We start from the raw sequence: 13,159 nt of genomic DNA on the forward strand, positions 1-13,159 counted from the left end.
AGATTTCTTCGCTTTTTTATATTTCAAAAGGTTTTTCTAATCCAGCAGCAGCGTGAGCCCCTAAAATAATTAACCTTGTTAGTTGCATTGCCATAAAGTGCGGCGAGTAAATCATCCCTTTTTTTAGCCACGATATAATCATTCCAAGATGAGCTCCTGTTACATAACTAATAAGGATATCGCGTGGAATCATGAGTTCTTCATCATTTGGTTGTGAAATGGATAAGCTTAACGTTAAATGTGTTTGAATTGTTTTCATCATTTTATAAAAAAAGTTTCCTGCCGCTTTGTCGCCAAGCATGACGTTATAGAAGGTAGCATTTTCAGCGATGTGCTCAAATAGGGCTAGAAAAGTTGGATGTGGGGAGTTAAATGTAAGCTGAAAATCTTCCTTATTATTCCTTTTGGGCCTAATTATTTCAGTGAGCTTTACTAACATTTCCTCGATACTTTTATCTAATAAGTCATATTTGTCATGATAATGGCTATAAAAGGTAGCACGGTTCACTGGGGCACACTCAGCGATATGCTGTACGGTTACATTTTCAAATCCTTTTTCGCCTACTAAAGCGACAAAAGCATCCTGTATTAATTGTCTCGTTCGTTTTACACGCGGATCGTTTGTATTTTTAATAGACATTTTATTTCTCCTTGCTTAATTTTTATTACTTAAACAACAAATATATAGTGTAATGTTGGATAACCAACATATATGACCAAATTGTCGGTTGTAGATTCAAAATAATTATTTATAATTATAAACGATATTACTTTAGAAAACAGCACCGGTAGTATGCAGGCAAAGAATTGTTTGCATAGCAAAAGGTGTGCTTTTTTTGTTTAATGGTTAATATAATTAACAATTAATCAATATAAACAAAAGAAGTGGACATAGTTTAGTAAAAAAATTATATGCGATATAAGGAGAGGAAAGCAATGAATCAATTTCGAAGAATGCTTATCATTAATGTTATTACATTGATTGTATTAGTTGGTGGTGGCTTTGCTGGTTATTATTATTACAACCAAGCTGAAAATTACTTAAAAACAGATAATGCGAAAATCGATGGGAAAGTGATCCCAATCGCATCACCAGTAGCAGGGAAATTAACTGAATGGAATGCAGAAGTAGGCAAGAACTACAATGAAAATGATAAATTAGGTTCTGTTTCTGTAGCAAGTCAAAATGGTGAGCAAACGATGGATGTAACAATTCCACATAATGCGACAGTTGTTCAATCAAATGCTACAACAAATTCTTTCGTAGCGGCAGGTAGTCCAATTGCGTATGCATACGATATGAGTGATTTATGGGTAACAGCAAATATTGAAGAAACAGATATTGATGATGTGCAAAAAGGTCAAGAAGTTGATGTGTATGTAGATGCCTATCCTGATACAATTTTAACAGGAAAAGTAGAACAAGTTGGGTTAACAACTGCAAATACATTTTCTATGCTTCCATCAAGCAACGCAACAGCAAACTATACGAAAGTAACACAAGTTGTGCCGGTTAAAGTTTCTTTAGATCATAGCAAATCAGTAAATATTGTTCCTGGAATGAATGTGACAGTTCGGATTCATAAGTAAGGGGGGAAGATAAAATGTCCTCAGGTTTAATTGTAGGATATGCATTATTTTGTATTATCGTCTTCTTCCTTGTAAATCGTCTTTTAAGAAAGAAAAAAACGAACGCGGGAGAAGAACAAGTCCCAGCCGTAAGTAAGATAGAAACAAAGCAACTAGAGCAAGAGCCTTCCAATGTAGTCGAATTAGAAGCATCAAAACAAGAAACACAAAAGCAAGAAAGACGGAAACCGCAAATGCCAGTAGAGAATGTCAATGTAAAAGCCGTTGTAGCAGTATTAATTCTCGGTATGTTCGTTTCCATTTTAAACCAAACAATCATTAATGTTGCATTGCCTCCATTAATGAATGAGTTCAATGTATCAACTTCAACAGCGCAATGGCTAATCACAGGATTTATGCTTGTGAACGGGATTTTAGTGCCAATTAGTGCCTTCTTAGTTTCACGGTTTACGTATAGTAAATTGTTTGTAGCAGCTATGCTCTTCTTTACAGTCGGCTCTATTATTTGTGCGTTATCTGGAAACTTCACAATGATGATGACAGGGCGCGTCATTCAAGCAGTTGGCGCAGGAATTTTAATGCCAGTTGGTATGAACATTTTCATGACTCTGTTCCCACCACATAAGCGCGGAGCTGCAATGGGATTACTTGGGGTGGCGATGATTTTAGCGCCAGCTATCGGACCAACTGTAACAGGTTGGGTTATTGAAAATTACAACTGGAACTTAATGTTCTACGCGATGTTCGCTATCGGTTTAATCATCACATTACTATCTTTAAAATTCTTTACACTAACTCAGCCAGTTTCGAAAACAAAGTTAGATATGTTTGGCGTTATTAGTTCAAGTATTGGGCTTGGTAGCCTACTATATGGATTTAGTGAAGCTGGAAACAACAGCTGGAGCAGTGCCGAAGTTGTGATTTCACTTATCATCGGTGTGATTGGTATAGCATTATTCATTTGGAGAGAGATGACGACGGATAACAAAATGCTTGATTTACATGTATTTAAATATCCAACGTTTACTTTTACATTATTAATTAATGCGATTGTAACAATGGCATTATTCGGAGGTATGTTATTACTTCCTGTATACCTTCAAAATATTCGTGGCTTTACGCCAATTGAATCAGGTCTCCTGCTTCTTCCAGGATCATTAATTATGGGGATTATGGGACCGATTGCAGGAAAGTTATTTGATAAGTATGGTATTCGTCCATTAGCAATAGTTGGATTAGCGATTACGACATATGCGACGTATGAATTTACAAAGCTATCAATGGATACACCATATAGCGTAATTATGACGGATTACATCGTTCGTTCAATTGGAATGTCATTCATTATGATGCCAATTATGACAGCTGGTATGAACGCATTGCCAATGAAATTAATTTCTCACGGCACAGCAACGCAAAATACGTCAAGACAAGTAGCGGGTTCAATTGGTACAGCGATTTTAATTACAATTATGACGCAGCAAACAACCAATCACGTCGCAGATTACGGAAATATGTTAACAACGACAAATCCCATTTTAGTTGATAAAGTACACGGAATGGGACAAAGTTTAGCAGCTGCCGCAGGATCAGCACAAGCTGGTGATGCGATGAGCTCACAGCTATTATTCGGACAAATTTCAAAGCTATCTGCAATCAACGGTATTAATGATGCGTTCTTAATTGCAACTATATTAGCAGGTATTGCTTGGGTGTTATCATTCTTCTTACAATCAGGTAATAAATCAAATAGAAAAGCAGGGAATTAATTTCTCTGCTTTTTTTGTGCGCGTATATTTTAAGTGGACTGTATCGGCATGGACATTATGTGATAGAAAGTCACCCCAAGGATACCGACAGAAACCATGATAATCCCCATAATAAGGATACCCTTAATTTTGTTACGTATCCCGCTTATACTAGCTAATACCCCAGCTACAGGGAAGATGCTCCAGTACATAGTAGTTGGTATAGGGATAAGTCTCTCCATATCGATTCCCATTCCCCAGAGAACAAAAGGCGTAGTTACAAGTGAGAAACAAACAAGTCCTGCTGCAACAACAAGTAGCTTGCGATGCTTAGCTCCTGCGACCATTAAAAAGATGCCCCCAATAATTCCAGATAATACTAGAACTGGCATAAATAAAATCCAAAGTAAGATTCCCACTGCTTCCATAGAACATAAACCTCCTAATTGATAAGTTATATTTTACAACATGAGGTTTATTTTGGATATTATTAAAAATATATGGATTTCGATAGAGTTTCTAGGTTTGAGAGATTAGAAAAACAAATCGCCATTATATAATCATAATGGCGATTTGTTTAATAAAAGAAAGAAGACGTATTGATAATGATATGAAGTAGCATAGCTGGAATGATAGATTTTGTTTGTTTATATAATAATGAGGCAAATAGTCCCGTCACAAATGCACTCACCATAATGCCAACTGAATACGTATGAGCGATGCTAAATAATAGACTGGATAAAAGTGCAGCCGGCCAAAATGTAAATTTCTCTTCAAAGAAACGCAAAAGGAGTCCTCTGCATACAAGTTCTTCATAAAGAGGTGCAAAGATACCGACTGCGAGAACTAATAGGAATTTATAGTTCTCTAAAGTAGCAAAATCTAACGCATCTAGTTGCTCTTGTAAGGATTCAGGGAATAATTTATCTAATATATAGAAATCGATAAAAACCCCAATCGCATAATAAATTAGTACATAGATGTACATGCGAAAAGTTTTTAAACATTGAAAATCAATAGCTGGTAAAATCAATTGTCTAAGTGGCTTATACTTCAGTATGTATAGTACGAAAAAGAGTAAAGCCACGAATTCATAGCTAATATTTTTTATTGACTCAAGTAAAGCTGTATTTGTATTTGGGTTAGCTTGTTCATACAGCCAAATTGGAAGTATGGTCAAAGCGGAATTAATGAGTGGGAAACAGAAAAAGAGAACTAACAAAATCCCAAGAAACAGAAGCCATGATGTTTTAATCCGATGATCTAACTGTGTATGTATTTGCAAAGTTATACTCCCTTTTTATTTTATAGGTTAAAGTTTCACGTTATAAAAACGCAAGTGTATTATTCATAATATGAAATAGCATGGCTGGAAGAATGGAGTTTGTTCTTTTGCATAAAATCGCCATCAATAGTCCCATAAGGAAAGTTACAACCATGACTCCAAGTGAGTATGTATGAGCAATTCCAAAGATCAAGCTTGTTCCAATTGCTGCGATCCAAAACGGAAAGCGCTCTGAAAAGAAACGAAGGATGATGCCGCGGAAAATGATTTCTTCAAAGATAGGAGTAAATATCGCAAATCCAACAATTAATAACATTCGATACTGTTTTAAAAGATCTAAATTTAAAGCAGATGATTGCTGCTCGGTCGCGTCTGGAAACAGATGCGTAATGATAAGAGAATTTAAGATGATATTTAAAGCAAAGAATAGAAGTAAGTATACGTAGGTACTCGCTTTTTTGAGTGCTTGAAAGTTGAAAGCGGATAATAATAGTCTTTTCACCGGTTCATATTTATAGATGAATAATAATAAAACGAGTAGTTGTAATAAAGTACTTGCAGCATTTCCAAGTGATTCATATAGAGCGATTGTCTTTTTATTCGTAATGCCTTCACTATAAATCGTAAGCGGGAGTAATATAAATAAGCCGCTTAGTAGTCCTGTTCCAAAAAAGGCAAATAAAGCAGAACCAATAAATTGTAACCAGGACATAGGTTGTTTCTGATCATATGTAAGTTGTGTAGTCGATTGCATATATCGAGTCCTTCCTTTTTATTTGTATATAGAATTATACATATTTAGTTGATGAATGTCATTTTTAAATATTACATAAATAGAAGGTTTAAGTTGGGGATTAGTAAGAGAGATATGAATTTTGATGGAAATGAATGATTAGGAAGCGAATGAATAAGTGCAGGAAGTGTTTGAAAATAATAAAAGAAGTATCGCTATGTAGCGATGCCTCTTTTTGTAATATGAAATAAAATCGCTGGGGGAACGAAGTTTTATAGTTACCCTAGTTCCATTCACTTACACGTGTTATAGGTGTTGTATCAATTGACAATCCGGGACGTAAAAAAAATGCTACTGTTTAACAAATTCGCCCTGTTTTTTTCCTTTATCTGAAAAAATATGAGTATGGGACGCGGGTTGTTGTTTTTGTAATTCACGATCAACCATTCGATCCAATCGCTTAATTGCTTGCAATGCTTTTTCATAAGAAATCGTCCGGTAGTGATGTGCTCCCCCTGGTTCTTCATCTGCTTCGTCTGCCCACTTAATAATATTTTGTAGAGTCGTTCTTTCAAGTGTTTGTTCTAGTAAAAAGGAATCCGTGTGCAAGAGAATTGCGACAGAAATTTCCTTTGCTTGATTCGGGTGTTCTCCTAATCGGATTAGTAATTTATGAGCTCTTTCCGCTCCTTTAATGGCATGGATATCATTTTTTTTATACAATTCATAGTCCCATTCTCCATTACGATACCATGTGTGATGTCCTATATCATGAAGAAAACCAGCCTTTGTTGCCGCATCGACTGAGGCGTGATGCTTTTTTGCTAGATGAAACGCATGGTAAGCGACAGCGATCGCGTGGACCATTCCAGAACGGTTTACATATTTTTGTGTAATGTGATGCTTAAAAATTTGTTCAAGCGTGATACGGCGCATAAAACATTCACTCCTTTTATTTATTGATGTGTATGATGGAAACAAACAGATAGACATAAATATATTTTGAATATTTTACTCCATCATGCCTGTGTTAGTAAAGTAGAAATGTTTAGGAAAGAGGAAGTAACAGTTTCTAAGAATGGAAGAATAGAGAGGATTATCGCTAACATAAAAGCCACCTTAGCTCAGGCTAAGGTGACTTTCTCATTCTTTATTTTTTTAACCCTTGTTCAAGAGTCTCTAACATCTCATGTTTTCCATTTTCGTCAGCATTTTGCCAAATCACTTCGAATAAAACACCAAGCCCTGGAAGCATTTTTTCTTCACCGCTTTGAATTGCTTCTACAATTGTCTCTTGTAATTCGCCTTGTGTATTTCCAGCAACGTTTGCTAATACAGCGCCGCGTAAATTAAAATTCATTCTTTTCACCTCTTCTTCTGAATTGAAACTGACGTTAGTTTTTGTTCTTTTTTATGTAAATATGTATAAAAAATAGGCTATAATGAGAAGACAAGAAGAGAGGGAAATACATATTATGAAAAACATTGATTCAGTACAAAATCCGCGGGTTAAGCAGTGGAAAAAGCTGCAGACGAAAAAAGAGCGCGATAAAAAAAGTTTATTCTTTGTAGAAGGATTCCACTTAGTTGAGGAAGCTTTAAAGGCTGGAGTTGTAACAGAACTTATTGTCTCAGATCAGACAGATCTTCCAAAAGATTGGACGGTTACTGATGTTGAAGTGTATATTGTGCCTGAAGCAATTGTAAAGGTACTTCGCGAGACAGAAACGACGCAAGGAGTGTTTGCTGTTTGTGAGAAGCATGAGAAAGAAATTGCTCTTACAGATGGGAAATTTCTATTATTAGATGGCTTGCAAGACCCAGGTAATTTAGGGACAATTATTCGTACAGCAGATGCAGCCGGTATTCATGCTGTTGTGCTTGGAGAAGGATGCGTGGATGCTTATAATAGTAAAGTGCTCCGCTCTACACAAGGTTCTATCTTCCATTTACCGATTGTAAAAGGAAACTTAGAAGAATGGGTAGATAAGTTAAAAGAAAAGAACGTTCCTGTATACGGAACAGCTCTTGAAAACGGAGTTCCGTATGGAGAAGTAACGCCGACAGGAAGTTTTGCATTAATTGTAGGAAACGAAGGAAATGGTGTACGCCAAGAAATTCTTGCAAAATGTGATCAAAACTTGTATATTCCGATTTACGGCGGGGCAGAATCATTAAATGTTGCGGTTGCTGCTGGGATTTTAACGTATTATTTACAAAGCCCGGTTGCGAATCGGTAAAAAACTTCTTATAATAAATTGAAGTACATGTTCATGATGAACATATAATAAAAGTAAAATAATGAAAAACGTTGATAGAGAAGAGTAGCTTGCAAAATCGCCATATAGGGAGAGAATGCCGTAGACTGAAAGCATTCTTATGGTAGACGGAAGTGAATTCACCTCTGGAGTTGACGCCAGGACCATTATATGTAAAGGCGTTCCGGCCTAAGCTGGCCGTTATAACTAATTGAGTGGACAGACTTGTTCTGTCAATTTAGGGTGGTACCGCGAATTTACCTCGTCCCTTTTTAGGGAGCGAGGTTTTTTTATTTTTAAAATTAGGAGGGTTTCAAATGGAAGCACGTTTAAAAGAGCTAAAGCAAAAAGCGTTAGAGCTGATTGAAGAAGCGAAAGAGCTAAAGGGCTTAAACGATGTACGCGTAGCGTATTTAGGAAAAAAAGGCCCAATTACTGAAGTATTACGCGGCATGGGGAAATTATCTCCAGAAGAGCGTCCACGTATGGGAGCGTTAGTAAATGAAGTGCGTGAAGCAATTCAAACGCGTTTAGAAGACAAAATTAACAATATCGAAAAAGCAGTAATCGAAGCGAAATTAGCATCTGAAACAATTGATGTTACATTACCAGGTCGTCCTGTCGAAACAGGGTGTCACCATCCATTAACAGCGGTTGTGGAACAAATTGAAGATGTATTTATCGGTATGGGATATGAAGTTGCAGAAGGAACAGAAGTAGAGAAAGACTACTACAACTTCGAAGCATTAAACCTACCGAAAGATCACCCAGCGCGTGATATGCAAGATACTTTCTACATTACAGAAGAAACATTACTACGTACACATACATCTTCTGTGCAGGCAAGAACAATGGAAAATAATAAAGAAAAAGGCCCAATTAAAATTATTTGCCCTGGTAAAGTGTATCGCCGTGATGATGACGATGCGACGCATTCACACCAGTTCATGCAAATTGAAGGTCTTGTAATCGACAAAAACATTCGCATGAGTGATTTAAAAGGTACACTGCAAGTATTCGTGAAAAAGATGTTCGGTGAAGATCGTGAAATCCGTCTTCGTCCAAGTTTCTTCCCGTTCACAGAGCCATCTGTAGAGATGGATATTTCTTGTATGATGTGTCACGGCAAAGGTTGCGGCACTTGTAAAGGAACAGGCTGGATTGAAATTTTAGGTGCAGGTATGGTTCATCCAAACGTACTTGAAATGGCTGGTTACGATTCAAAAGAATATCAAGGTTTCGCATTTGGTATGGGTGCAGAGCGTATTGCAATGTTGAAATACGGCGTTGATGACATTCGTCATTTCTACACAAATGATGTACGTTTCTTACAACAATTCAAACGAGCGTAAGGGAAGGAGAGGATAAATATGTTCGTATCATATCGTTGGTTACAAGAGTATGTAGATATTAAAGATATAACAGCACAAGAACTAGCAGATAAAATCACAAAAAGTGGTATTGAAGTAGAAGGCGTTGAAGTATTAAATAAAGGTGTAAAAGGTGTTGTAGTTGGTCACGTATTAGAGTGTGAAAAACACCCAGAAGCTGATAAATTAAGCAAATGTTTAATCGACATCGGTGAAGAAGAACCAGTACAAATCATTTGCGGTGCTCCTAACATTGCAAAAGGTTTAAAAGTACCAGTTGCAAAAGTTGGCGCTGTACTTCCTGGTAACTTCAAAATTAAAAAAGCAAAACTACGCGGTGAAGCTTCTCACGGTATGGTTTGTGCACTGCAAGAGCTTGGCATTGAAGGGAAACTAGTTGCGAAAGAATATGCAGATGGTATCTTCATCTTCCCAAGTGATGCAGAAGTTGGTGCGGATGCACTTGAAATTTTAAACTTAAACGATGAAGTACTTGAACTTGGTTTAACACCAAACCGTGCAGATTGCTTAAACATGTTAGGTGTTGCATACGAAGTGGCTGCTATTTACGGCCGTGAAGTGAAACTTCCAGCTGTAGACTTACAAGAAACAGCAGAAAAAACGTCTGACTATATTTCTGTAAGTGTAGAAGCAACAGAGCAAAATCCATTATATATTGCAAAAATGGTGAAGAACGTAAAGGTTGGTCCATCACCAATGTGGATGCAAACTCGTCTTATGGCAGCTGGCATTCGTCCAATTAGCAACGTAGTTGATATTACAAACTATATTTTAATTGAATACGGTCAACCATTACATGCATTTGATTATGATAAATTAGGTTCAAAAGAAATCGTTGTTCGTCTTGCAAAAGAAGGCGAAAAAATTCAAACATTAGATGATCAAGAACGTACATTACAAGCACATCACCTTGCAATTACAAACGGTACAAAAGCATTAGCTGTTGCAGGTGTAATGGGCGGGGCAGAATCTGAAGTTGATAACGATACAGTAAACGTTCTAATTGAATCTGCATACTTTGCAGGTCAAACAGTGCGCCGCGCATCAAAAGACTTAGGTCTTCGCAGTGAATCAAGTGCACGTTTTGAAAAAGGAATCGACCCAACACGTACATTTGAAGCAATTCAACACGCAGCAGCTTTAATGGCGAAATATGCTGGTGGAGAAGCACTTGAAGGCGTGGTAGAAGTTGATAACTTACAAGTACAAGAGCGTACAGTATCCGTTACAGCTGAAAAAGTAAACCGTGTATTAGGTACAGAAATCACTGCTAGTGAAATGGGTACAATCTTCACAAACTTGAAGTTCCCATTCACAGAAGTAGAAGGAACATTCCATGTAAACGTACCAGCACGTCGTCCTGATATTACAATCGCAGAAGACTTAGTTGAAGAAGTAGGTCGTCTATACGGATACGATCATATTCCGGTTACATTACCAACTGGTACAATGACGCGTGGTAAATTAACAGCGGCACAAACAAAACGCCGTAAAGTACGTCGATTCTTAGAAGGCGCTGGTTTATATGAAGCAATTACGTATTCATTAACAAGTGCTGATAAAGCGAAACAATATATGGTTGAGCCAAACGAAAAAGCTCCTGTAAATCTTGCGCTTCCAATGAGTGAAGAGCGCAGCCAACTTCGTTTAAGCCTAGTACCACAATTGTTAGAAGCAGTTTCATATAACAACGCTCGTAAAAACGATAGTGTTGCATTATATGAAGTAGGTTCTATCTTCCTACCAACAGAAGAAGGTGCACTTCCGAAAGAAGAACAACATCTTGCAGGTGTTATGACAGGTCTTGCTCTTCACCATGCATGGCAAGGTGAGAAAAAAGTTGTTGATTTCTTCGTTGCAAAAGGTGTGTTAGAAGGATTATTCGACGTACTTGGTGTCGCAAGCAGCATCACATATGCTCCTGCAAAACGTGAAGGCATGCATCCAGGACGTACAGCTGACATTTTACTAGACGGAGAAGTAATTGGTTTCATCGGTCAATTACACCCTGAAGCGCAAAAACAATTAGATGTGAAAGATACATTCGTATTCGAATTGTCTCTAGTAAAAGTATTTGCTGCTCGTGCAGAAGAGACTTACTACTCAGCAATTCCACGTTTCCCATCTATGACACGTGATATGGCAGTTGTGGTAGCGAAAGAAGTAAAAGCTGGCGAAATGAAGCAAGTAATTGCGGAAGCAGGCGGAGAACTGTTAAAAGAAGTAACACTATTCGACTTATACGAAGGTGAAAAAATGGAAGAAGGCAAGAAATCACTTGCATTCTCTATGAACTACTTCGATCCAGAACGTACATTAACAGACGAAGAAGTAACAGAAGCACATAACCGTGTATTAACAGCGGTTGAAGAGAAGTTTGGTGCGGAGTTACGTAAGTAAAAAAGCAGCCTTGTGGCTCATAGCCATCAAGTTAAGGTTATGTGTAATTTTTACCAAAAACAGCTACCCTTTCATGGAGTATCGATGAAAGGGTAGCTGTTTTTATGTCTTCAATAAATTTTACGGAAGAATTACAATTATTAAGTCAGGAATTAAAGAATACATTTTCACTTTCATTTTTAGAATCACTTGCACATGAGACAGGAATGATTCAACATAAAAGAAAATGTAAAGCACAGGATATCGTTTTTTTATGTGTCTTTTTAAGTAAAACAGTTGGAACAGAATCTTTAGCGAGTCTATGTGCCAAATTGAATAAGGTAACTGGTGTTTCTTTATTTTCTGAGGGGTTGAATCAACGTTTTACTTCTCATACTATTCGATTTTTCAAGCAAATTTTCGCGAGGTTATTTCATCAAAATATTTGTTCAACTCCATCGATAGGAGGGAATTTCAAACGAATTCGAATCCTAGGCTCTACTATGTTTCAACTTCCCCATCACTGATAATTCAAGTGTTAACAGGAAAAAAGAAGGTAAACCTAAAAGATACAGAAAATAAGAAACCCTCAAATCAAGAGAGTAGCTGAGTAGTTACATTTTTTCATTTGAATATCCCTACTTTTTGTTTTCCATGTTATGATAGATATGTTAATGAATTGAAGGGGTGGTTTTATGAAGTTTGGAAAAATGGGATTAGTGGTTGCGGCAAGTTTAAGTCTTTTCGCTTTATCTGCGTGTGGAAAATCTGCAAAAGAAACAGTTGTTTCTTCAACAGAAAGCATTTTAAATGCAAAGCAAATGGAATCAAGCGGTTCAATTTCTTTTAAATTCGATTCTAATGCGAAAGATATGAAAAGAGAAGATAAAGCGGCAATGGATATGTTAAAAAACATATCAATTACAGTTGATTCAAAAACAGATAAAGATGCAAAAAAAGACGAAGTAACAATTGGTGCAAATATTAAAACAGATGCAATGAAAATGGATATATCGATTCCAATGTTTATGGATGAAGGGAAAGAGGCTTTATATGTAAAAGCGAATAATGTAAAATCACTATTACAATTAGCTGGCGTTCCTGGTGATAGTTTTTCTACTCTAGAAGGAAAAGTTATCAAAATGGATATGAAAGATTTAGGAGAAGTAGATACAAAAGAATCTGCGAAAATCCAAGAGAAAGTACAAAAATCGTTATTAGATGCAATCAAAGCGTTTCCTGAAGACAAATTTACAAAAGAAAAAGATGTATACACTGTGAAATTAACAGGTAAAGATTTAAAAACAGTGATTGAAAAGGTATTTGATGAAATTTCTACAATGAAAAACTTCACTGGAACAAAACAAGAAATTGCAGACTTTAAGAAAGAATTGAAAGATGCAAATCTTGATAAATCTTCTATTTCTTTAATTTATACAATGGATGGAAAAACAATAAAAAAACAGGATGCAGCAATTCATGTCGAAGCAAAAAATCCTGAAAACGAAAAAGAAACAATTAAATTTGATATGAATATTAATTCTGATATCAAATCTATCGATAAACCAATCAAATTCACATTCGATACTTCTGAAAAGAACATTGTTCCAATGGATGAGTTACAAAAAATGATTGGTGAATTTATGAATCAATCCATGAGGGGCGGGAACGTAACTCCTGTTCAACCAGCTCCAACAGAACCTGCAGCATAAAAAAAGACCCCTTAAGGGGCATAGCCACATCGCTATCAAGCTAAGCTCATACAACGTCACTTA

At 36.6% G+C, this 13,159-nt stretch carries 12 protein-coding genes, 1 pseudogene and 1 other annotated feature; of the genes and pseudogenes, 7 read left to right on the top strand and 6 right to left on the bottom strand.

Features of this window, described 5'->3' with window-relative positions:
- Positions 1 to 16: 16 nt before the first annotated feature.
- Positions 17 to 640: a TetR/AcrR family transcriptional regulator gene (locus Y7E_RS0125065; RefSeq protein WP_017153959.1), complete on the bottom strand. Its 624-nt coding sequence runs from the start codon at positions 638 to 640 to the stop codon at positions 17 to 19.
- Between the two features lie 296 nt (positions 641 to 936).
- Between Y7E_RS0125065 and Y7E_RS0125070 the strand changes: the two genes are divergently transcribed.
- Together Y7E_RS0125070 and Y7E_RS0125075 are read left to right on the top strand one after the other, a co-directional pair.
- Positions 937 to 1,590 (top strand): HlyD family secretion protein, encoded by a 654-nt coding sequence (locus tag Y7E_RS0125070; protein ID WP_017153960.1) that lies wholly within the window; start codon positions 937 to 939, stop codon positions 1,588 to 1,590.
- Positions 1,591 to 1,604: 14 nt separating this feature from the next.
- Positions 1,605 to 3,359, top strand: coding sequence for a DHA2 family efflux MFS transporter permease subunit (locus Y7E_RS0125075; RefSeq protein WP_017153961.1), 1,755 nt, complete (start codon positions 1,605 to 1,607; stop codon positions 3,357 to 3,359).
- A 29-nt stretch (positions 3,360 to 3,388) separates the two neighbouring features.
- On the opposite strand, the gene Y7E_RS0125080 is transcribed toward Y7E_RS0125075, so the two are convergent.
- The 5 genes from Y7E_RS0125080 to sspI form a co-directional block, all read right to left on the bottom strand.
- The gene (locus Y7E_RS0125080) at positions 3,389 to 3,766 is read right to left on the bottom strand and encodes a hypothetical protein (RefSeq protein ID WP_017153962.1); all 378 of its coding nucleotides are present in this window, start codon (positions 3,764 to 3,766) and stop codon (positions 3,389 to 3,391) included.
- Positions 3,767 to 3,915: 149 nt separating this feature from the next.
- The gene (locus tag Y7E_RS0125085) at positions 3,916 to 4,623 is read right to left on the bottom strand and encodes a CPBP family intramembrane glutamic endopeptidase (RefSeq protein ID WP_017153963.1); all 708 of its coding nucleotides are present in this window, start codon (positions 4,621 to 4,623) and stop codon (positions 3,916 to 3,918) included.
- A gap of 40 nt (positions 4,624 to 4,663) precedes the next feature.
- Complete coding sequence (locus tag Y7E_RS0125090; RefSeq protein ID WP_017153964.1) at positions 4,664 to 5,377, bottom strand: CPBP family intramembrane glutamic endopeptidase; 714 nt, start codon at positions 5,375 to 5,377, stop codon at positions 4,664 to 4,666.
- Positions 5,378 to 5,707: 330 nt separating this feature from the next.
- Positions 5,708 to 6,292, bottom strand: coding sequence for an HD domain-containing protein (locus Y7E_RS0125095; RefSeq protein WP_017153965.1), 585 nt, complete (start codon positions 6,290 to 6,292; stop codon positions 5,708 to 5,710).
- Between the two features lie 214 nt (positions 6,293 to 6,506).
- Complete coding sequence (sspI, locus tag Y7E_RS0125100) at positions 6,507 to 6,716, bottom strand: small acid-soluble spore protein SspI (RefSeq protein WP_017153966.1); 210 nt, start codon at positions 6,714 to 6,716, stop codon at positions 6,507 to 6,509.
- Between the two features lie 82 nt (positions 6,717 to 6,798).
- Between sspI and Y7E_RS0125105 the strand changes: the two genes are divergently transcribed.
- From Y7E_RS0125105 to Y7E_RS0125125, 5 genes and pseudogenes are all read left to right on the top strand, one after another.
- The gene (locus Y7E_RS0125105; protein ID WP_026049346.1) at positions 6,799 to 7,596 is read left to right on the top strand and encodes a TrmH family RNA methyltransferase; all 798 of its coding nucleotides are present in this window, start codon (positions 6,799 to 6,801) and stop codon (positions 7,594 to 7,596) included.
- Between the two features lie 62 nt (positions 7,597 to 7,658).
- Positions 7,659 to 7,887: a binding site (T-box leader), on the top strand.
- Between the two features lie 44 nt (positions 7,888 to 7,931).
- The gene (gene pheS / locus Y7E_RS0125110; RefSeq protein WP_003200942.1) at positions 7,932 to 8,966 is read left to right on the top strand and encodes a phenylalanine--tRNA ligase subunit alpha; all 1,035 of its coding nucleotides are present in this window, start codon (positions 7,932 to 7,934) and stop codon (positions 8,964 to 8,966) included.
- Between the two features lie 18 nt (positions 8,967 to 8,984).
- Complete coding sequence (gene pheT / locus Y7E_RS0125115) at positions 8,985 to 11,405, top strand: phenylalanine--tRNA ligase subunit beta (protein WP_017153968.1); 2,421 nt, start codon at positions 8,985 to 8,987, stop codon at positions 11,403 to 11,405.
- Between the two features lie 104 nt (positions 11,406 to 11,509).
- Positions 11,510 to 11,908, top strand: a pseudogene (locus tag Y7E_RS0125120) (IS4 family transposase); the annotation flags it as partial.
- A 171-nt stretch (positions 11,909 to 12,079) separates the two neighbouring features.
- Complete coding sequence (locus Y7E_RS0125125) at positions 12,080 to 13,096, top strand: hypothetical protein (protein WP_017153970.1); 1,017 nt, start codon at positions 12,080 to 12,082, stop codon at positions 13,094 to 13,096.
- Positions 13,097 to 13,159: the final 63 nt, after the last annotated feature.

The organism is Bacillus bingmayongensis (assembly GCF_000299035.1).
GTDB lineage: Bacteria > Bacillota > Bacilli > Bacillales > Bacillaceae_G > Bacillus_A > Bacillus_A bingmayongensis.

Coding starts and splice junctions, on each gene's coding strand:
- Y7E_RS0125080 (WP_017153962.1), bottom strand. CDS start 3,766: ATGGAAGCAGTGGGAATCTTACTTTGGATTTTATTTATGCCAGTTCTA.
- pheS (WP_003200942.1), top strand. CDS start 7,932: ATGGAAGCACGTTTAAAAGAGCTAAAGCAAAAAGCGTTAGAGCTGATT.
- Y7E_RS0125095 (WP_017153965.1), bottom strand. CDS start 6,292: ATGCGCCGTATCACGCTTGAACAAATTTTTAAGCATCACATTACACAA.
- Y7E_RS0125090 (WP_017153964.1), bottom strand. CDS start 5,377: ATGCAATCGACTACACAACTTACATATGATCAGAAACAACCTATGTCC.
- Y7E_RS0125065 (WP_017153959.1), bottom strand. CDS start 640: ATGTCTATTAAAAATACAAACGATCCGCGTGTAAAACGAACGAGACAA.
- Y7E_RS0125070 (WP_017153960.1), top strand. CDS start 937: ATGAATCAATTTCGAAGAATGCTTATCATTAATGTTATTACATTGATT.
- sspI (WP_017153966.1), bottom strand. CDS start 6,716: ATGAATTTTAATTTACGCGGCGCTGTATTAGCAAACGTTGCTGGAAAT.
- Y7E_RS0125105 (WP_026049346.1), top strand. CDS start 6,799: ATGAGAAGACAAGAAGAGAGGGAAATACATATTATGAAAAACATTGAT.
- Y7E_RS0125125 (WP_017153970.1), top strand. CDS start 12,080: ATGAAGTTTGGAAAAATGGGATTAGTGGTTGCGGCAAGTTTAAGTCTT.
- pheT (WP_017153968.1), top strand. CDS start 8,985: ATGTTCGTATCATATCGTTGGTTACAAGAGTATGTAGATATTAAAGAT.
- Y7E_RS0125075 (WP_017153961.1), top strand. CDS start 1,605: ATGTCCTCAGGTTTAATTGTAGGATATGCATTATTTTGTATTATCGTC.